Here is a 21,368-nt window from a genome sequence, read left to right as displayed (position 1 = left end):
TCCTCCAGATGTTTGCTAAATTTTATAAATGATTAAGCTTTGACTGGTTCTGCTTGTATTCCTGCTGCGGCTGGCATTCCAGATGGTGATGCTTCTTCCGGTGCCTTTGCTGGAGCAGGCTGCTCTTTAGGCTTTTTCTTATCTCTTAATAAAAAGATTAATGGAATGCATATAAATGCTGGTATTGCCGAAATATAGAAGGTATCTGCGATTCCGCGAACCAAGGCTTCCTTCTGCATGAAGCCGGCAATATACGTTGCTGCTGTACCGCTGGCCGTAGCCGAGTCAACACCGCCCTGCATCAACGCACCGGACAATGCTGACATCACACTGCTTGCTGCTTCTGAAGTGCTAGGCACATTCTCTGCAATCCGGAAATTATGAAAGTATTGGCGCGAGCTCATAATGGTCGTTAAGATAGCAATCCCCATGGACGCCATAACTTGACGGAACACGTTAGACAATGGAGATGCATCATTGATCTGCTCTTTAGGTACGGCACCCATACCAACCGTTGAAATAGGCATCATACAAAGTCCGATACCAAAACCGCGAATAGTTAGTACGACATTGATCCATAAATGCGACGTATCTCCCGTCAACCTGTGCAGCTCATATGTCGTAACGCCCAAGATCAAAAGCCCTACAATACCAAGTGGCAAAATGCCAAGCTTTGTCAACAGCTTACCACTGATAGGCATCATTAATGCCATTGCGATGGATTGCGGCAGCAGCAAAATACCGGAATCCATAGCCGTCATTCCCTGAACGTTCTGCAGGTAGATAGGCATGAGGAAGGTACCTCCCATCATGGCCATCATGACAAGACCAGCTGTCAACGTACTCGCTGAAAACTTAAGATTCTTAAATATTCTTATGTTCAACAAAGGCTGCGGTGTTGTCAATTCGACCCATAGCAGCAGCGCCAAGCTGACAACAGAAACATAGAACAAACTAACAATATAGAGTGAAGTCCATCCTTCCGATTGTCCTTTACTGAGCGCCAGCAAAAGGGAACCGAAGAAGGTTACCGAAAAGACAGCCCCTGCAACATCGAACTTTAGCTTCGGATTCGTCGGACTCTCCTTCAGTAGCATATAACATGCAATTGCTGCAATGACTCCGATAGGCACATTAAGAAAGAAAAGCGTTCTCCAGCTGTAATATTGAACCAGGTAGCCTCCGAGAGTCGGACCAAGCGCCGGAGCAACCATGGCGGCTACCCCCCAAATCCCCATCGCAAGGCCGATTTGCTGACGCGGTACAATCGTGTACATAACCGTCATCCCGACAGGCATGATGAAACCGCCAGTCAAGCCTTGAAATATCCGAAAAGCAATCAGGCTTGAATCATTCCATGCAATACCGCATAAGAACGACCCGATCGTAAAACCAACGACGGATAAGACAAGCAGCTTCTTACTTCCGAAGCGGGCAGAAAGGAAACCACTCGCTGGAATAACTACGGCTGAGGCCAACATAAATCCAGTAACAACCCATTGAATTGTCGCGGTCGGTACCCCGAATACGGTTGAAAGCTTCGGCAAGGCTACGTTGACCAAGCTGCTGCTGAGCACGGACACGAAGGTAGCTAGTATAATAGCGACCAGCGGCAACCAGAAGCTGGGTTCATGGTTCTCATCAACTTGAGGAGCTTCTGTGTTTTGAGACTTTTCAGCCACGGTAACGCCCCCTATTCCACCTTCACCTTACTGCCGTCCGCCAATTGATCTGTTGGATTGATGATAATTTGTACATTAGCATTCAGGTTTGCATTATCTTTTACATAAACCCAATCTGCATTTTTGTCGGTTGTAGTGACTTCAACCAGTTTGGCTGTACCGTCTTGGACAGCATAGACGAAGGTTTTATTATCTTTTTTAATCAGTGCTGTTTTCGGAACTTCCAAGCCGTTCTTTTGATCTGTCCCTTTCATGTGCACCTCAGCCAGCATTCCTGCAAGCAGTAATCCTTCGGTGTTATCAATGGTTACTTTAACAGGGAACGTAGTACTGTTAGCATTGGAAACAGGACTTACAAAATAAATCTTACCTGGGAACGTTTTGTTAGGCACATTGCTTACTTTTACGTCCACATCAGAGCCGGCCTTGATTTTACCAATTTGCGATTCTGGAACGCTAAGCTCTACTTGAACCGGGTTCATTTTGACGACCGTCATTAAAGCAACGCCAGGTTGAGCCATTTCACCAGGTTGAATGCTGCGTTTTACAACTATGCCGTCTGTAGGAGACACAATCGTCGCGTTAGTCAATGCGCTGTTAGCCAGCTCCACACCTGCACTTGTACGATTCACATCGGCTTGCAAAGCTTCGATCGTGTTGCCGGTAGCACCGCTCTTAGTCAGATCCAGCTTGGATTGTGCTGCAGAAACTTGAGCCTGTGCTGCTGTCTGCTGAGCTTGCGTTTGATCAAATGCAGCTTTAGCTTTTTCATACTCGAACGTGCCTTTATCCAAATCTTCTTTAGTAACGGTATTAGTGCTGTCGTACATGTTTCTTAAACGGTTATACGTTTTTTGTGAAAGATCAAACGCCGATTTGGCCTGATCAACTGCCGCTGTCACTTGATCCAAAGAAGCCTGAGCCGCTTTTACTGCACTCTCCAGCCCCTGAATCTCCTGGCTTCTTGCTCCGGCCTGCGTATCCGCAAGCTTTGCTTGGGAAGCAACCAATGCTGCTTCAGCCTGCTTCACCTGCTGACTTAAATCGTCGGTTTCCAGTTGGACGAGCAGATCGCCTTTTTTCACGACAGCTCCCTCATCTACAGCTACATTCGATACTTTGCCGCCTAATTTGGCAACTACTTTAACTTCTTGGTCAGGAATAATTTTCCCGCTCAATCCGGAATCAACGCTTTGCCCTAATTTAATGGCTTTAACCGAGATTTCCTGTGCTGCATTTGCTTTGCTGTTAACATCGCCGCATCCAGGCAGAGCAAACGCAACGGCTAATGAAAGGATCGCCGGGATCCATGTCATATGTTTTTTTCTCATGGTTGTTTTCCCTTACCCTTTCAAATGAATTTTAATAGTAGTACTCATACCTGGAGCGATCGCAAGTCCATTTTGACTATCGATGGAAATTTTAATCGGTATGCGTTGGGTGACTTTGGTAAAGTTACCACTCGTGTTCGTTGCAGGAAGAAGAGAAAAGGTAGCCGCTGTCGCTTCACCGATTTCTTTTACTTTCCCCGTTAGCGTAGTGCCAGGGAACGTATCAACCGAGAACTCAACCGCTTGCCCGACCTTCACTCGGTTAATATCGCCCTCTTCAATGTTCGCCGAAATGTACAAGTCTTTTTTGTTGACAATCATAGCGACCGTCTGTCCAGGAGACACGACTTCGCCTACCTTCGACATCGTTTTGATGACCGTTCCGTCAATCGGAGAACGCAAAGCGGCCTGATCCAGGTTACTCGTAGCCAGGTTGGTATTATCCTGCTGCCCTACAATCTGATCAGATAATACCGTGTCTCCTTCATTAATCGGAAGAGAAGTCAACTTACCGGATATCCGGGGCATAACGCGATAAATATCGCCTGTAATCCTTGAATCTTCCGATTTAATAAAATAATGCCCTTGATACCAGTAGGTGTACCCTATACCCCCAGCAGCGATAACAGCAACCGCAAGGATGATGGACAAGACTTGTTTCTTCTTCATGTTTTCTCCTCAACCTTCTTCTCTAAATAAGTAGTCAGCAGATCTAACGATCGGATGATCGTATCCAGCTCATCCTGATCTAAATCCGCCAACAAATTCTCATAAAAGCTCTCTTGAAAAAAATGGAGCTTTTCTTTCTCTGCTTCGATCTTGCTTGTTCGTCTGATCCAGACGATGCGCCGATCCGTTTCATCCCGAACCCGTTCAAGCCATCCGTCACGCTCCAATCGGTCAATAATCCCGGATACCGTGCTGTAAGAAAGCTGTGTGCATTCCGATATTTGCCCGATAGTTTTACGTTCAAAATACACTTGCCCGATCGTAGCGATTTGAGGAGTCGTTAACCCGATTTCCTTAAGGTCCTTCCCCATTGTTGCATTAAAAATTTTCGTCAGCTTTCGTATAGAATGGCCGATTTGCATAGCTCTGCTCATTTTGGTCAACCCTCCGATTTATTTCGTAGGCGAAATATTCATACACAAAAATATACCACACCGAAAGAGGTTGAACAAGGTAGGTTTGTTAACATTACCCGGCGAAAAACCCGATCTTGTCGGTTTATTTTTCGATGAGATAGCTAGCTTTTGTGCCTTATAGTTATGCCGGGACCGGCTTTTCTACACGTCTATGTAAGCCCCCTTCCGACTAAAAACTAATTCTAGTCCGAAACTATTTCGTACAAGAAATATTTCTATACGAAATAATACCATGATCGAACTATTTTGAAAAGAATTATTTCTGTGAACTTCATTAAATATTTACGGACAAACGCAAAGAAGCCGTTCCTTGAAACGGCCTCTTTACCTTCATTATATCGTTTACTCCCGGATCATCAAGTTCTTGGCCCGATGGCAATCCAATTCACAGCCCCCTGCAGCTCAGGCGAGTACTTGCTGCGAACTACTTGCATTATCGCACTATCTCTCCATTTCTCCTGAATAACCGCGTAGCAGGATGGATTGGTCGTCGTCGCGACGAGCACATAGTTCTCATCGGCGAATGGTTCGTCGAACTCCACAACGATATCCACAATCTCTTCTTCAACGCGCATAGCGAAAAGGGAAAGGCCGAACTGTTGCACCGTAGCCGCCTGCTTTGCGGATTGAACTGGCTGGAAAGACAGCTGCTGTGGTGTCACTGCTCCATCCGCCAGATGATAGGTTTCAACGGATGCGTACTGCAAATGCTCTCTGCCGACGGATTCGGCAGTCAAATGCTCCGAATTAACACTTGCTTCAGCCAATACGTTGCTTGCAACCGTTTCTTCTACTTCTACCGTCGTTTCCAAAGCAACGGTTTCCGTAAGCGGCAAAGACGAAGAGGAAGAAGATAATCGATCCAGCAGCCCTGGGTCCAGATGTATAAAGGAAATGCTGCCAGGCATTAGATGATAACCTGATATCGATTCCTGCTTAATGTGCAATCCATCAATGGAATCGTTACTCAAATGCTCTGTCTTTACCGCGCCTAACTCTATTTTTTCGCTAGTTACGGACCCGTTCTGCAGCTTCGACTCGTTGATCGAACCCGCTGTGAGGTGACGGTCTTCTACGGAGTTCGGCGCGAGCTTAGCTCCAGTTACCGACTGTTCTTGCAGCTTCGCCGTTCCTATGGCCTCTACAGCCAGATGCCGGCTCTCCACGGACCCTGTTGCAAGCTTCGCTCCTGTCACAGACTGATCCTGCAGCTTCTGTGTACTGATCGCTTCAACAGCCAGCTTCTCACTGCCTATGGCTCCTGCCGTGATATGCTCTGCTGCAACAGAAGCAGCTCCCAGCTTCGCTCTTGTCACAGAACCGTCCTGAAGCTGATCGGTTCCTATAGCGTCTGCCGCGATATGCTCATTACAGATCGCGCCCTCCGTCACATGCTCCGCAAAAACTGTACTGAGAGCAAGCTTTTCAGCCGTTACGGCACCCTCTAGCAGTTGATCAGTGCCTACGGCACCAATCGCAAGATGCTCTGCTTCCACAGCTCCTAGAGCCAGCTTCGTTCCTGTTACAGCAGCATCCTGCAGCTGTTCTGTGTCGACAGCCCCTTCGCTCAACTCGGTACTTCCAACAGCTCCTGCTGAGATATGCACCGTTTCCACAGCTCCAAGCGCCAGCTTCGTTCCTGTTACAGAACCTTCTTGCAGCTGCTCTGTCCCAACGGCTCCTTCGCTCAGCTCATCGCTGCCTACAGCTCCCGCTGCGATGTGCGCCGTCTCCACCGCGCCCAGCGCCAGCTTCGTTCCTGTTACAGAACCTTCTTGCAGCTGCTCCGTTCCCACGGCTTCTGCGCTCAGCTCATCGCTGCCTACGGCTCCCGCTGCGATGTGCGCCGTTTCTACCACACCTGCCGCCAGCTTTGTTCCAGTTACGGCGCGTTCTTGCAGTTGCTCTGTCCCAACGGCTCCCAAGTTCAGCTCATAGCTTCCTACGGCTCCCGCTGCGATGTGCGCCGTCTCCACTGAGCGCGGTGCCAGCTTCGTTCCTGTCACAGCACCCTCTTGCAGCTGCTCCGTTCCCACGGCTCCTTCGCTCAGCTCATCGCTGCCTACAGCTCCTGCCGTGATATGCAACGCCTCTACTGCACCTACCGCCAGCTTCGAGCTCGTTACTGCTCCTTCTTGCAGCTGCTCCGTTCCTACGGCTCCTTCAGCTAACTCATTGCTGCCTACAGCTCCTGCTGTGATGTGTGACGCCTCCACTGCACCTGCCGCCAGCTTTGAGCTTGTTACCGCCCCTTCTTGCAGTCGGTTGGTTCCTACAGCCCCTTCGCTCAGTTCATCGCTGCCTACAGCTCCCGCAGCAATATGCACTGACTGCACTGTGCCAAGTGCAAGCTTCGCTCCTGTCACGGCACCTTCTTGCAGCTGCTCCGTTCCCACGGCTCCTTCATTCAGCTCTTCACGACCTATGGCACCCATTGCAATGTGCACCGACTGCACTGCACCCGGCGCCAACTTAGACCCGGTTACCGCACCATCCAGCAGTTGTACGCTGCCTACTGCACCATCGTTTAATTGCTTGCTGCCTACTGCACCATCCAGTATATGGTCAGCTTCTACGGCGCCAAGTCCCAGCTTGGATGCAGTCACCGACTGTTCCTGCAGCTGTTGTGTTCCAACCGATTTTTCAGTCAGATGCCGAGTGGAAATAACATCCCTGGCCAGCTTCGCTCCCGTTATTGCCCCTTCCTGCAAATGCTCCGTTCTTACAGACTCTTCACGCAGCTCTTCGCTGCCAACCGCTCCTTCGGCCAGATGCGCTGATTTAACAGCTCCCAACGCTAGCTTCGAACCCGTAACAGATTGCTCCTGCAGATGCTTTGAGCCTATTACACCTTCTATTAAATGACTTGTGGTTACAGAGCCAGGTGCCAGCTTCGCTCCTGTTACCGACTGATCCTGCAGTTGTACAGTTCCTACCGTACCTTCCGACAAATGTCCTACTTCTACTGCACCTTTCGCAAGCTTGTAGCTCGTTACAGCCCCGTCCTGCAGCTGCTCAGTGCCCACCGTCGACGCAGATAAATGACCAGCTTCCACCGCACCTCTAGCCAACTTCGAGCCCGTCACCGACTGTTCCTGCAACTGCTGAGTACCCACCGTCCCTTCGGACAAATGCCCAGCTTCTACTGCGCCTCTAGCCAGCTTAGTTGCGGTTATCGATTCCTCTTGGAGCTGAGCATTGCCAACGGCTCCTTCAGACAGATGCCGAGTTTCAACGGCACCCCAACCAAGCTTCGTTCCCGTCACGGCTTGTTCCTGCAGCTGTTCTGTGCCGACCGCTCCCTTACCGAGCTGCTCATTGCCTACAACCTTAGCACCCAGATGCCTTGTTTCAATAGCGCCCGTTTCGAGCTTTGAGCTTGTTACCGATTGATCCTGAAGATGAACCGTTCCGACAATTCCAGGAATCAGGTGAGACGATTTGACTGCTCCCGCAGCCAGATGCTCACTCATCACGGAGTTGTCGGCAAGCTTCTCCGAGGTCACCGCACGATCCGACAGCTTTTCTCTTGTAATAGCTTCCGTTGCAATATGAGAAGCCTTTATCGCGGCTTTCGCCACATTCGGGGATTGAACAGAGCCAACTCCTAAATGCTCACCGAGTACGGCTTCACGGCCGATTTTCTCACTCGTGACGCTGGAATGGGCCAGCTTTGCAGTCGTGACGGATAAGTTCGTCAATTTGTCCGTCGATACGGATTCACTGGCAAGCTTCGAGGTCGTTACGCTTTGGTTTGCCATCTGTCCGGTCTGCACCGCACCATCTTGTATATGCTGATGCTGAATGGAGCCAAACGATATTTTCTCGGAGGTGACAGCCCTGTCATGAATCTTGGCTGTGATGACTGATTGATCTTGAAGGTGATCCTTACTGATGGCCTGCGCTCCGATATGTCCCGATTGAACCGCCTTCTCAGCCAGATGGGCGCTTCCTACAGCAGCTCCTGACAAGTGCTCCGAACCAACCGATCTTTTAGACAGCTTAGAAGAGGTCACCGCTCCATCCACAAGCTTCAAAGCGTTAACTGAACCATCACAAAGCTGCTGTGCCCCCACGCTCTGCTCCGCCAATTTAGCTGCGGTTATCACTCCGTCAAGCAAATGGCCGGCATCCACGCTTTTTGACTGCAGGTGCCTTCCCTCTACAGAGAAATCTTGAAGATGAATGCCAGTAATCGCCTGTTTGCCCAGCTTCTCTGTGCTCACCGCCCCGTCCAGAATATGCTCATTGCATATAGACTCGGGAGCCAAGTGTTCGGCCTTTACCTGCTTCGCCGCTATGTTATCACTGCGAATAATTTCAGCAGACAAGTGCTCGTGTAAAATCACAGAAGACTGCAAATGCTCTCTCGTGATACTCCATGGCGCTATCCTATCTTCCGTAACAGCATGAATTCCAAGCTTTTGCGAAACGATCTCGCCATCGGCTATTTTCTCTGCAGTTATAGAACGATCCCGCAGCTTCTCCGTAGTGACGGACAGATCGGCAAGCTTTGCCGTGTTCACGATATAATTAGCCAAGTTCGTCGTCTGGATGGTTCCGCTCTTGATCTTCTCTGAGGTGATGGATTGATTGAGTATCAAATCACCGGTTATGGCTTCTTCCGCCAAATGCTTTGTATGAATGGATCCTTCGGCAATTTTTATCGCATCGATTGTTTTATCAGCCAGCTTCTCGGATGTAATGCTGTTATCCTGCAGCTTTTCGCCGCTGATCGCTCTCTCCTGTATTTTTTCTGCGGAAATAGAAAAAGGAGCGATGTGTTCCTCCGTAACGGCTCGAACCGCAAGCTTTTGCTGGGTTACACTGCGGTCCCCAAGCTTAGTCGTGCCTACTGCGTAGTCAGCGAGCTGCTCCTGCGTTATTGATCCACGCTTGATTTTATTGCCATCCACAGCACCTTGGGCTATTTTCTCTTGCGTTACCGCCTCATCCGCAATATCATCCGTATAAACAACAGGGCTGCTTGGAGATGATTGCTTACGCTGCTGAAGCATAGGCGCAACTTGGAGCGGTTCAATAACGGGCGGTGGGATCACCACCGGTTCTTGAGCTTCCTTCTCAATCTCCCCAATAATCTCTGGAGGTGCCTCTACTATCACCGCTTCCTTCTGAGCTTCCTCTGGAGCGGAATCCACCTCGTCCTCCTCAAGCAGAGCAAGCTGACTGATCGTCACATCACCTGTCTCTTCCTTAAGCGGCTTGATAATTTTGTCTTTAGTTTGAACCTCGTCTAGCCATTTTAGCTCATTGAAATTACCGCTCCGCCTGCCGCCTAGCGGGGTTATTTTGGCGACATTACGGCCGCTGCGTTTCTTCATTTCGCACTTCCTCCCCGTGATGGTTCACCTGTAGTTCCTTTACAATAGACTGTGGCAACCATAAAGTAGTCTTTTGTAACATATGCATTCACCCAGGAGGAAGTCATTAACCTATGGAAAAATAGGCTCTAACCCAATCACTTTTTATTTAGAGTAGGCAAACGAAACAAGATTATCCGCTTACCATCGAAATCACTTCTTCCATTTTCATACCACGGGAGCCTTTAATGAATACGACATCCCCTGGGGCAACCAGCAAACCGATAGCTTTTGCCAGCTCCTCCTTGTTCTCATAGGCTTGCACCCTGCCCGCGGGAAAGGTCAGCGAAGCTATCCGCACGATTTCCAAAGACAGAGGTCCCAAAGTGAACACATAATCCAGCTTTTGGGCATCTAACAGCTCCCCGATATGCCGATGGTATTCCACCTCTTTCTCACCGAGATCCAGCATATCCCCCAAAACCACTATTTTACGTTGGTAACCGTCCAGCTCGTGCAAAAATGCTATGGCAGCTTTCACGGAAGTCGGGCTCGCATTGAACGAATCATTAATCCAGGCGAACCCCTTAGAACTGCTTTGCACTTCCATTCTCATCCCACTTAATACAGCCTCTCGCAGGCCTCTTTCCGTCTGTTCAGCAGGGATACCGAAATAATCAGCCACTGCTAGAGCAGCCAAGGCATTCGTAACATAGTGCTTTCCCGATAAGGCAAGCCAATAGCTTATATCAGGTCTGGGATGACAGTTGAACTGCGTTCCTTGGGATTCCAATGCTATGGAAAGAGGATAATAATCATTATGGTGACCTGCTCCGAATCGAATGGTCCGAATGGTTGAGGGGAGCGACTTCTGCTCAATAGCATTCACAAGCAGCGGATCGTCTCCATTAAAAATCAATGCCCCATCAGACTCCATGCCATTGCATATTTCCAACTTGGCCTGTACGATAGCTTCTCTTGAACCCAGCTCAGCCAAGTGTGATTCCCCAATTAACGTTATAACCGCAACCTCAGGGCGACCAAGACACGATAGCTGCTCGATTTCCCCGAGTCCGCTCATCCCCATTTCCAGCACCGCAATCTCCGTATCCTCCTCTAGCTGCAGCAGGGTAAGCGGGACCCCAAAATGATTATTCATGCTCCCTTCCGTTGATTGAACCTTATATGTAGAAGCTAGCAGCGAAGCGACCCAATCCTTCGTAGTCGTTTTGCCGTTACTGCCCGTAATCCCTATGGTCCTCACCTTAAGCTGGCGGCGGTACGCACCTGCCAATCGGTGCAAAGCATCGAGCGTATTTTCAACGTAAATCACAGGAAAATGCTCTGGTGGATCCGGATGATCCTGCTGCCATAGACACGCCGCAGCACCCCGGCTCACCGCTTCATCTATATAGCGATGACCATCCTTGTCTCTCACAATGGGTATAAACAAGCAGTCCGAATGCAAAGTTCGAGAATCCATCGATACACCGTGGATTTTCAATTCCTGATATTTTTCGAGTAACCCTGTACCTTGTACCATGCGTTCAATTTCATTTAACGTTCTTTGAATCATGCTTCAACCCCCTCATGTTCAAAGCTTGCTTGCCTTTTCTGCCAATGCTTCCAGGACGACTTGACGGTCGTCAAACGGATGGCTGCGACCACGGATGATCTGATAGGTCTCATGCCCTTTGCCTGCAACGATAACGACATCATCCAGGTCCGCCCATTGAATAGCTCGCCGAATCCCCTCATTCCTATCTTCTATCATTTCGTATCGATCAACGGACAAGCCGGACGCCTCCAAGCCCTGCCGGATATCGAGCATAATTGTAGTTGGATTCTCGTTCCTCGGATTATCAGAAGTTAATATGATCCTGTCGCAGTACCTTCCCGCAATGGATCCCATGACAGGACGTTTCGCTCGGTCTCTATCCCCGCCGCAGCCGAACACAACAATAACTTTGCCGCGTGCAAACTCTCTGACCGTTCTCAAAGATTCCTCCAATCCGTCGGGGGTATGAGCGTAATCAATAAATACAGCGAAATTCTGACCTGCGTCGACCATCTCCATCCTTCCCTTTACCGGCTTCATCTTCTTAATTCCCTCTGCTAACGATGTAAGTGATATTCCTTCTATTAATAGAGTAGAGAAAGCAGCCAACATATTATATACATTGAATAATCCAACCAAAGGCAATTGAACCCTCTCACTTTTCCCACGAAACGATACGGTGCATTCAGTCCCTGCAGAAGTGAGTCGTATATCAGTTGCTGTTACGTCAGCATCCTTGCTTATACCATAAGTAATAACCTGTGCTGCAGTCTGCTTGCGGAAATATTCCGAGGCAGCATCATCGGCATTAAGCACCGCGAACGAACCCTCGGGTCCCGCTGCATTCCCAAGTCGCGCAAACAACCTTCCTTTCGCTTCCTTGTAGGCTTCCATCGTATGATGATAATCCAAATGATCCTGGGTTAAATTAGTAAATACCGCGGTACGGAACCGGGTTCCTATCACTCTGCCCAAATCCAAGCCTTGTGAGGTCACTTCCATGACGCAATAGTCCGTATGCATATCTGCCATTTTCCTTAAGTTACGCTGTAAGTCCGGAGGCTCCTGTGTATTGTTAGCAAAGGTTACTTTCTCACTGCCTATTCGTGTGAAAATATTCCCCATGATGCCCGTAGTTAGTCCTTGATGTCGAAGCAGATGATCGATCAAATGACTCGTGGTCGTCTTCCCGTTCGTCCCAGTAATACCTATTACCTTCATACGGCGGCTCGGAAAGTCATAGTAAAGCGCTGACAAGGATGCCAGGGCATATCTTGCGTCCTTGACACAAACTCTGGGTATGCCGGCATCCGCATCTACCTCACGCTCAACGACAAGCGCTGCCGCTCCTTGAGAGACAGCATCCTGCACGAAAGGATGACGATCCTCCAAAATGCCATCTACACCCGGAATGCAAACGAAGAGCTCCCCCGGGCGTATGTTTCTTGAATCCATTTGAATTCCGGTAATCTCAACCGTATCGTCCCCTTCAATACGTAAGACATCAAGCAAATGAGCTGTCATTTCCTTCAAGTGCATACGATAAGCCTCCCAACAGAATAATGTATTACCATCATAATCCAATAATTTGCAAACATGCCAAAAATGACGTAACTGTTATCCAGCCATCAGAATGATAATTCAAAACAAAAAAAGAGCGCCCGATGCAGCATCGAGCAGCTCTGTATGAACATCAATTCTGTAAAGCTCTTCATATTTAATCTTATTGATAAAAAAAGGCTGTACCCATCAAAGCCGAGACGGACAAGACCACCAGAGGATGCAGCCGATACTTCACGATTCCGATGACGGCCAATCCAAAGATAATAATTTGAGCCAAAGTGTGCCCATTAAGACCAAGCAGCGTTTGTCCATTCACACCCACGCGATAAGCCGCAAAAATGACCATAGCAGCAACCATCGGCTTCAGTCCATAAAATATCGTCTGCATGAATCCGTTATTCCCTTTTTTATAGAAGAACAACGCCAAAGTAATAATAATGAGAAATGAAGGTAGAATCATTCCGATGATCGAAGTGACGGCTCCTGGCAGCCCGGCTGTTTTAAATCCTACGAGCACAGCACTATTGGTTGCGATAGGTCCCGGTGACATTCCTGCCAAAGATACAGCATCGGCAAAATGCTCTGGTGTCATCCATCCATGACTAAGCACAACCTCGTGCTCTATGACTGAAAGAATGGCATAACCACCGCCGAAGGAAACAAGTCCTATTTTGAAAAAAGTAAAAAATAATGCAAGAAGCATTTTACCGCCCCCTTCCCTCCATTAGACCGGTCATATTCCGTCGCCCCATATATATTGACCAGCAGTCGCCGTAGGAACGGGACTTTCCTGCTGAACTTTTTTATCTGGCGCTACAACAGCTCCGAGCTTTTCCTTCCACTTAAACGCCACGACTCCGACCAAGGTACCGAGCAGCAGCAGTATCGCCGGGTGTAAACCGGAGAACATCAGAGCTGCTAATGCTCCCATAAGTATGATCAGTGTCGTCTTATCATGAACCGCCGACTTGCACATCCGCCATCCCGCTACAGCAATGAAGGCAACTACCGCAGCGTGAATCCCTTCAAATGCAGCCGATACCTTCTGAGAATCTTGCACTGCAGAATATCCTATCGTTAACAAGAGCATAATAATAAAAGTAGGCAGCGATATTCCTATCACCGCAGCAATGGCTCCCTTAAGTCCTGCCAAGCGATATCCAACCAGCGTCGCCGCATTGACGCCTATTCCGCCAGGTGCGGAGCCTGCTATCGACAAAGCATCGCTCATTTCTTCGGCATCCATCCATTGGCGCTGCTCCACGATTTCTTTCTCTATGGCAGGAATCATTGCATAACCACCGCCGAACGTGATTGGACTTATTTTGCAGAACGACCAGAACAATCCCCACAGTACAGACGCCTTCCCCTTTTCTCCCCTAATCATGCTGCAGCATCCCCCTGTCCGAACCTTTATGAGTTCATTATAAACTACTTATTATCTTTTTGGAATAAACTTTTGCATAAAAGTTTTTTATTCTGACTTATAAGTTCGTTTATAACAAAAAAAAGGCCGAATAAACCTCTTTATTCAGCGGAATACTATGAATTGAATTTTAACTTAAATCCACTTTAGTTTTTTCGTACAACCCTATATAAATCCAGCCATCTCTGAGCCGTATGCTCCCACGTAAACTGCTCTTTCACCCTATTAATGCTCATTTCGCCCATTTGTCTAGCAAGCAGTTCATTGCTTAATAGCAAGCTTATCCATAAAGGCAGTTCTCTTCCCAATAACGGGGCATCGATTAAAAATCCGGTTTCACCATGCTGAATAATTTCCTTCATCCCTCCTGCTCTTGTCGCTACGACTGGCACCCCCACAGACATGGCTTCTACATTAACCAGACCAAACGCTTCGCGGCTGTTGGAAGGAACAACCAATACATCAGCCAACCCGAACCAAGATGAAATTTCGGAATGAGGCACAAAAGGGATGAAACGAACGTGCTGAGGAATTTTTTCTCCCAGCCGGTGCAAATTTCGAACATAGGCCGTTTTCCTGCTGGAGCCGTAACGTGCACCACCTATCACAAGCAGCACAGCATCTGGCACTTGTGCGGCAATGCGCGGCATCGCATGGAGCAAGTGATGGACGCCCTTTATCTCAATAAGTCGACCAACGTATAAAATAATCCTTTTACCCGTTAACCCAAGCCGTCCGAGTAGCGCCTCCCGCTTGAGAGCCCCCTCATCAGACCAACGGGACACAAAGCGTTCGGTATCCGCCCCCAAATGATTCACTATCATTTTACGCCGCACCTTGGGAGCCAAGCGTATGATCTGATCCTTAAGAAACTCACTGTTTACGATAATTCGATCCGCTGCCGCCAGACAGGCACGAAGCTCTCCTCTTCCTATATGACGCTTCGATACGAATGTTAATGAGTGAAGTACGAGCCACAGCTTGGCTCTGGGATACATCCCCCGCAAAGTCCGAACAAACCTCGGACGGTTTTCAACCTGAATAACCTGTGGACGATAATGCGCCAGCCTCCGCCCCACCTGGCGAATATATGCTTGTGCAGACGCTGCTCCCACCCTCACATACTTGACCCCGTCCACAATCTCTGTTTTGGGCCGGCCTCGAAATATTTTACCGAAAACAACTGGGCTTACCTCATGCGTCAACCGCCGGGCCACCTGTTCGATCACAAGTTCCACCGAGCTGCTCGTTGCCGAAGGAATCGCAAACGAACCGGGCGACACAATAGCGATTACAGGACGATCCATGCTGCCGCCTCCTCTGAAATACTACTTATCCTGCAATGTATTCAAGCATCGGGACGTGCGGAACGTACGAAATACGCCATTCTACCGCCCTTTTCTGCTGATCAATAGAATAGAGCAGGACAGATGCCTCAAGGATCAATCAATGCCCACCGCACATGTCCATACTGAACAGATCCTCGCGGCATATGTTGTACTATGGCTCATTAGGGCAACGGCCAGTCTGTGTGGAAAAGGAGTGAGCTTCATGCAGCCATCCTATGTAGGCATCCTTATCAACGATAAATTGCACCGTCGTCTCTCAACCGGAGATACAAAATACGAAGCCGTAGATTTTTACGTGGAAGCAGGCATGAAATACGGTTTAACCCCCTGCTTTTTCCGCATTCAGGATGTCCGTTCAGGGAATCCCTGCATCAAAGCTTTTATTAAAGAAAGCGACCGATTTATTCATAAAACCGTTCCCATGCCGCAAGTTATCCATAATCGGGCAATCTACCCAGGAAAGCGTGAGTATGATAAATTATGCTCCTGGGTTGATAGCGGAACTCAGCTGTTCAACCATTGGAATCGATACGGCAAGCTGGAAACTCACCAGCATCTTATGAACGATAGTACCTTGGAGCCGCATTTGCCCGTAACCTTTGAAGCAACAGAAGCTAATTTGAGCATCATGATGGAGCTTTACGATAAAATCATCATCAAGCCTGACCGCAGCAGTATAGGCCGCGGAGTTATGCTGCTGCAGAGAGCAGGTGACGGCTGGAAGCTAACCTGCCCGGCAAGCATAAGGATTCATAATAAAAAATGGTTAAATCTCGAGTTCAAAGGAACTCGTCTTCCTTCCCTTTTGAAAAAAAGAATGCGAAAGATGAACTATATCGTCCAGCAGCACCTGCCCCTAGCTACTTATCAAGGAAAACCCTTTGATATGCGCGTCTCCGTCCAACGCGACGGTACGGGGGAATGGCAGGTTACCGGTCTGGTCGTCAAGGTCGCCGCCCCCAATCTATTTTTGACGAATGTGGCGCAGGGCGGCTCCGTCCATCGGCTCCAAACCATTCTCACAGAAGAGTATGCACATCTTCAACACGAAAGTATTATAGATGAAATTCACAGCTTCTCGCTTAAGGTAGCCCGGCAGTTGAGCCAATCCCTGCCTCACATGGCCGATCTCGGACTAGATATCGGAATGACCACGGACGGCTCCCCTTTATTCATTGAATGTAACGGCAAAGATCAACGCTACAGCTTTCAGGAGGCCGGAATGCTTGAAGAATGGAGAGCCGCCTTTTACAACCCGATCGCTTATTCCCACTATTTGCTAAATACATGCATAATGACAAAAGAGAGCGACCCCTAGGGAGATCGCTCTTTGAGATGGATCAGCTTATGCTAGAATATCACACTCATGCTTGACGATACGAAATGCAATCTACGAGATGATCATTAACCATGCCCGTAGCTTGCATAAATGCATAGCAAATGGTCGTTCCGACAAATTTAAACCCACGTTTGCGCAAATCTTTGCTCATGGCATCGGATTGAGGGGTGCTCGCCGGTACTTCTTTTAAAGAGGTCCTATGATTTTGTATCGGACTGCCGCCGATAAACTGCCAAATATAAGCATCAAAGCTCCCGAATTGCTCCTGAACCTTCAAAAAGGCTTGCGCATTCGTTATGGCCGCCTGTACCTTCAGCCGATTGCGGATGATTCCCTCATTAGACAACAGCTCCGCCACTTTCGCTTCATCATACTGCGCTACCAGCACAGGATCGAAGCCATCGAACGCAAGACGATAATTGTCCCTCTTCTTCAGCACCGTATACCAGCTTAATCCCGCCTGTGCCCCTTCCAGCACCAGCATTTCAAACAGTTTACGTTCTTCATGAACAGGGACTCCCCATTCATTATCGTGATAATCCTTATACAACGGATCTTCATTTACCCAGCCGCATCGTTTTACTTCTTCCATGTTACCCTCCAGCTCTCTTGATACAGCCATCATATCATAAGATCTGGACAAATTCTGTCATACTTATGCCGATTTTATTGCATATACATCCAACGCAGCCTGCACGGCAAGACCTATTCGAATATTCGCTTCATGGCGAATCAGTACTGCTTCCAATGCTGCCAATAGAAGCAAAACGTTCCTCTTACTGCAGCTCGCACCCATCGTTCCAATTCTCCATATTTTACCTTTTAAAGGACCGAAAGAGCTCGCTATTTCAATCCCGAAGGAATCAAGGAGCATTGATCTTACCGATTCACCATCGATGCCGGTCGGGATACAAACACAGGTTACCACAGTCATCTTGCATGTCGGGTCACCATACATTTCGAGTCCCATAGCATGGAGGCCGCTCATTAAAGCCGCTTCATGCAGCTTATGGCGCTCGAATCGTTCCGGCAGCCCCTCTTCAAGCACAAGTCTGACTCCCTCTCTAAGGGCATACAGCATAGAAGTTGCTTCCGTATGATGGTTCAATCGGGCCAGACTCCAATAATCCTGAAGCTGCCCCAAATCAAAGTAATTGCTGCGGATAGCTTGAACCGACTTCTGCCCCTGCAAAGCACCTGGATCACTTAATCCTCTCTCGATCTTCTTTCTTTGCAGTACCTTGGCCTCCACACGCTCATTGTAAGTAATCGGAGCCATACCTGCCGGAACGGACAAGCACTTCTGTGTACCGCCGATAACAGCATCCAACAGCCATTCGTCCGTCTTCACCTGTACGCCCCCGATAGTGGCGACCGCATCTACAATCAGCAATGCATCATGCTCGCGACATGTGCGACCTATGGCTTCCAGCGACTGAATCCGTCCGGTAGACGTTTCACCATGTACAATAGCTACGATTTCAGGCTGTTCGCGCTTGATTGCTTCGGCAATGTCCTCCGGATCGAATACATGCCCCCACTCCTTTTCAATCGTTACAACCTCTGCTCCGCATCGCTCAGCAATTTCCCACAGCAAGTAGCCGAATCGCCCATAGATAGGAATGAACACCTTATCCCCTGGCTCAATCACACTGGTCAGCACCGCTTCAATCCCGCTCCGTGAGGTTCCGTCTACCGGATAGGCCCACCGATTATTCGTTTGAAACAACTCTCTCAGCATAGCCATCGTTTCATTCATAAGACTAGTAAATTCCGGATCGAACTGGCCGAGGATCGGAAACGACATAGCCCGCAGGACGCGAGGGTCCACTTCAACTGGACCGGGTGTCATAATCGTACGCGGAGAAGGAGACAAATCACTATAACGTTTCATCAGACCACTCCTTTATAGGCCTCAGCATACCCCAATAAATACAGTAATTGCGCAAGGACAAAGATGCCCGTTCCCATATCCTGAGACGATGTGTATTCAGACGGCGAATGACTGATTCCATCCCGGCTCGGCACGAACACCATAGCGGTCGGACAAATCCGTTGGAACATTTGTGCATCGTGCCCGGCACCGCTTACCATATGTTGATAAGAAAGACCATGCCGTCGGCACACCTCCTCCGTCCAAGTGGAGAGCAGACCATCCATAGGCACAGGCTTAGCATCCATCCACCGTGAGAAAGTGAGCTCTACACCGTTCACTCCCGCTATTGCCTCCAGTTCGCCGAGCATCTCCCGGCAAAACACCTGAAGCTTCTCCTCATTATCGTGTCTTACATCCACAGTAAACCTTGTTTTGCCTGGAATAACATTAGGAGTATTCGGCTCCAGTTCTAGTCGCCCTACAGTCGCAACAAGCGGTGCTCCGCAGCGGACAGCCGCTTCCCGAATAGAACGCACCATATCTGCGGCCGCCGCCAGCGCATCTCTTCTCATAAGCATAGGCGTCGTCCCTGCATGATTCGCTTGACCGGTAACTTCGATAGCGAACCGCTTTTGCCCTACGATCGCACTGACAATGCCGATAGAAAGCTTCTCCCGCTCCAGAACAATGCCTTGCTCAATATGAAGCTCGATAAAAGCGGCAATATCGCTCCGTGGGCTCGCCGGCTGCTCCGACTTGCCGAAGCCAGCAGCTTCCATAGCTTCGCGAAAGGTTACTCCATCGGCATCAGTTAACCCCTCAATCGAGTCCTCATTATGGAAGCCGGTAATACTGCCCGATCCCCAGTATGTCATCGGAAACCGACTTCCTTCCTCCTCTGCCAGAGAAACAATCTCAATAGTTCGACGCGGCTTGCCGTGCCGCTTAATTAATTGTTCCACCGCCAACAAGGCGGCAGCAATACCATAAACGCCGTCATACTTACCTCCGTTCCGAACCGTATCGATATGAGATCCCGTTACAATGGAAGGAGCATCACTATCCTCGCCAATAAGGCGACCGTATAAATTGCCCACTCGATCGAAAACGACTGTAAGGCCGGCCTGCGCCATCCGTTCGGCAAGAGCCAGCTGCGCTGCCGTCCATGCTTCTGAGTACAAGAGCCTTGTTACTCCGCCAGCGGGATCAGCTCCAAAACTGGACAACCATCCCAATAGACGCTCCGCCTCTTGACCAAAGAAGGAGCTTAATTCTGCTACAAGATATTCCGATTCCGTGGCTGATACCCATTCCTCCATACACATTGCCCTCCTCAATAGTAACGAGGCTATAAGGTAGACTCCACAGATACGGCCTTTTCTCCCCGCTCCGGTCTAAGCCACTGGCCGTGACCTAAAGCATCTAGTCCCTTTTCAACGGAATATACCTGATGACCACGGCAAAGCGTCCTCAATACTCTGCACGAAAACGCCCTCCCAACATAAGGGCTGTGCTTATGGCGCGAATACAATCCATCAGGCTCCAGCGTATAGCCGTTCTCCATATCAACGATTGCAAGATCGGCATCAGCTCCAATCGCAATTTCCCCTTTGCGGGGATGGAGACCAAAACGAACAGCAGGTTGATAAGAGAGCATCTTTACCAGCTTTGTTATTGGAATCCCCCGCTTCACATGCCCTTCGTGCAGCATCAGCTCAAGCGTGCTCTGCGCTCCTGAGATTCCGCCCCAAGCATCAAAAAAGCTCTCTCCTTGCGGAGTCTTCAACTCCTTCGGGCAAGGAGAATGATCGGATGCAATGATATCAATCCTGCCTTCCTCAAGAGCATTCCACAATCGCTCTTGCTCCTCCGCACTGCGCAGAGGGGGCGCACACTTCGCCACAGGGCCGAGAGACTCCATATCCTCCTCGGTAAGCGCCAAGTAATGCGGACATGTTTCCGCCGTAATATTCAAGCCTACTTGCTTCGCTCTGTCGATCAGCTCAATTGCCGCCTCACTGCTGATATGCACGAAGTGCAGCGCGCAGCCCGTATGCCGGGCATAAAGCAGCGCTCGATTCACCGCCTCCAGCTCCGCCACAACAGGTCGCGTGGCCGCATAATCGAGTGCGGAACTTCGACCTTCTCGAATAGCCTTGGCTGCCAACCGCGAAGTGAGCGATTCACTCTCGGCATGCAATGCCAAAATACCGCCCCATGCAGCGATCCGCTTCATCCCTTCAAATAAGGCAAGATCGTCCACCTCGCGAAAAACATCTTCCCCTTCACCACCCGGGGCAGAGAGAAAAGCCTTGAAGCCTACAACCCCATTTTCAGCCAACGGCCTCAGCTCTTCCTTGTTCCCAGGAACCAAGCCGCCCCATAAAGCGTAATCCACATAGGAACTCCCTCTAGCCGCCTCCAGCTTCTGATGAAAAGCCGAAGAATTCACAGTAGGCGGTCTACCGTTCAGCGGCATATCTACGTAGCTCGTCACTCCACCTGCTGCCAGCGCCGCTGATCCGGAGGCAAACCCTTCCCAACTGCCAAAGCCCGGCTCGTTGAAATGAACATGCACATCAACGACGCCTGGCAATACAAATTGTCCTGCTGCATCAATGAACTTGACAGATAAAGAGGAATCAACTGTATCCGGCTCTATCCGTTCTGCAAGCCTGACGATCCGCCCGTCGCGGATGCCGATATCCAACTGCTGAATTTCATCACGCAGCACGACCTTACCATTTTGAACAATCATATCGAACGATTCAGCCATTT

15 protein-coding genes are annotated in these 21,368 nt (G+C 49.2%); 1 reads left to right on the top strand and 14 read right to left on the bottom strand.

All coding sequences use genetic code 11. The annotated features are described in order from the left end of the window. Nucleotides 1–32: 32 nt before the first annotated feature. The 10 genes from BP97_RS34885 to BP97_RS34870 all read right to left on the bottom strand — a co-directional run bounded on the left by BP97_RS34885 (nucleotide 33) and on the right by BP97_RS34870 (nucleotide 15,333). On the bottom strand, nucleotides 33–1,682 hold the full coding sequence (locus BP97_RS34885; RefSeq protein WP_051620272.1) for a DHA2 family efflux MFS transporter permease subunit: 1,650 nt from the start codon (nucleotides 1,680–1,682) through the stop codon (nucleotides 33–35). An 11-nt stretch (nucleotides 1,683–1,693) separates the two neighbouring features. Beyond that, nucleotides 1,694–3,013: an efflux RND transporter periplasmic adaptor subunit gene (locus BP97_RS0101840; protein WP_028547586.1), complete on the bottom strand. Its 1,320-nt coding sequence runs from the start codon at nucleotides 3,011–3,013 to the stop codon at nucleotides 1,694–1,696. 12 nt (nucleotides 3,014–3,025) lie between these two features. Further along, entirely contained in the window at nucleotides 3,026–3,682 is a 657-nt protein-coding gene (locus BP97_RS0101835; RefSeq protein WP_028547585.1) for an HlyD family secretion protein, read from the bottom strand. Next, complete coding sequence (locus tag BP97_RS0101830; protein WP_028547584.1) at nucleotides 3,679–4,116, bottom strand: MarR family winged helix-turn-helix transcriptional regulator; 438 nt, start codon at nucleotides 4,114–4,116, stop codon at nucleotides 3,679–3,681. The genes BP97_RS0101835 and BP97_RS0101830 overlap by 4 nt, the downstream gene beginning before the upstream one ends. A 398-nt stretch (nucleotides 4,117–4,514) precedes the next feature. Next, nucleotides 4,515–9,500: a WIAG-tail domain gene (locus BP97_RS38575; protein WP_051620271.1), complete on the bottom strand. Its 4,986-nt coding sequence runs from the start codon at nucleotides 9,498–9,500 to the stop codon at nucleotides 4,515–4,517. Between the two features lie 172 nt (nucleotides 9,501–9,672). Then, the gene (locus BP97_RS0101815) at nucleotides 9,673–11,055 is read right to left on the bottom strand and encodes a UDP-N-acetylmuramoyl-tripeptide--D-alanyl-D-alanine ligase (protein WP_028547583.1); all 1,383 of its coding nucleotides are present in this window, start codon (nucleotides 11,053–11,055) and stop codon (nucleotides 9,673–9,675) included. Between the two features lie 18 nt (nucleotides 11,056–11,073). Beyond that, nucleotides 11,074–12,576 (bottom strand): UDP-N-acetylmuramoyl-L-alanyl-D-glutamate--2,6-diaminopimelate ligase, encoded by a 1,503-nt coding sequence (locus BP97_RS0101810; protein ID WP_028547582.1) that lies wholly within the window; start codon nucleotides 12,574–12,576, stop codon nucleotides 11,074–11,076. A gap of 184 nt (nucleotides 12,577–12,760) precedes the next feature. Continuing rightward, nucleotides 12,761–13,303 carry a chromate transporter gene (locus BP97_RS0101805; protein ID WP_028547581.1) on the bottom strand — a complete coding sequence of 181 codons (543 nt, stop codon included), beginning with the start codon at nucleotides 13,301–13,303 and terminating at the stop codon, nucleotides 12,761–12,763. A 30-nt stretch (nucleotides 13,304–13,333) separates the two neighbouring features. Further along, nucleotides 13,334–13,987, bottom strand: a complete 654-nt coding sequence (locus tag BP97_RS34875) for a chromate transporter (RefSeq protein ID WP_051620270.1) — start codon at nucleotides 13,985–13,987, stop codon at nucleotides 13,334–13,336. Between the two features lie 185 nt (nucleotides 13,988–14,172). Next, complete coding sequence (locus tag BP97_RS34870) at nucleotides 14,173–15,333, bottom strand: glycosyltransferase family 4 protein (RefSeq protein ID WP_036745312.1); 1,161 nt, start codon at nucleotides 15,331–15,333, stop codon at nucleotides 14,173–14,175. A gap of 244 nt (nucleotides 15,334–15,577) precedes the next feature. On the opposite strand from BP97_RS34870, the gene BP97_RS0101790 reads away from it, so the two are divergent. Continuing rightward, entirely contained in the window at nucleotides 15,578–16,693 is a 1,116-nt protein-coding gene (locus BP97_RS0101790) for a YheC/YheD family endospore coat-associated protein (protein ID WP_028547580.1), read from the top strand. Between the two features lie 46 nt (nucleotides 16,694–16,739). On the opposite strand, the gene BP97_RS0101785 is transcribed toward BP97_RS0101790, so the two are convergent. The 4 genes from BP97_RS0101785 to BP97_RS0101770 form a co-directional block, all read right to left on the bottom strand. Then, nucleotides 16,740–17,306 carry a DNA-3-methyladenine glycosylase I gene (locus BP97_RS0101785; RefSeq protein ID WP_028547579.1) on the bottom strand — a complete coding sequence of 189 codons (567 nt, stop codon included), beginning with the start codon at nucleotides 17,304–17,306 and terminating at the stop codon, nucleotides 16,740–16,742. A gap of 63 nt (nucleotides 17,307–17,369) precedes the next feature. Continuing rightward, on the bottom strand, nucleotides 17,370–18,608 hold the full coding sequence (locus tag BP97_RS0101780) for a pyridoxal-phosphate-dependent aminotransferase family protein (protein WP_028547578.1): 1,239 nt from the start codon (nucleotides 18,606–18,608) through the stop codon (nucleotides 17,370–17,372). Continuing rightward, nucleotides 18,608–19,909 (bottom strand): allantoate deiminase, encoded by a 1,302-nt coding sequence (allC, locus tag BP97_RS0101775; RefSeq protein ID WP_081823871.1) that lies wholly within the window; start codon nucleotides 19,907–19,909, stop codon nucleotides 18,608–18,610. The genes BP97_RS0101780 and allC overlap by 1 nt, the downstream gene beginning before the upstream one ends. Before the next feature lie 29 nt (nucleotides 19,910–19,938). After that, entirely contained in the window at nucleotides 19,939–21,366 is a 1,428-nt protein-coding gene (locus BP97_RS0101770; RefSeq protein ID WP_028547576.1) for an allantoinase, read from the bottom strand. Nucleotides 21,367–21,368 lie beyond the last annotated feature (2 nt).

The organism is Paenibacillus sp. UNC451MF (assembly GCF_000686845.1).
Classification (GTDB): Bacteria; Bacillota; Bacilli; order Paenibacillales; family NBRC-103111; genus Paenibacillus_S.
This window is presented reverse-complemented; position numbering and strand designations above follow the sequence as displayed.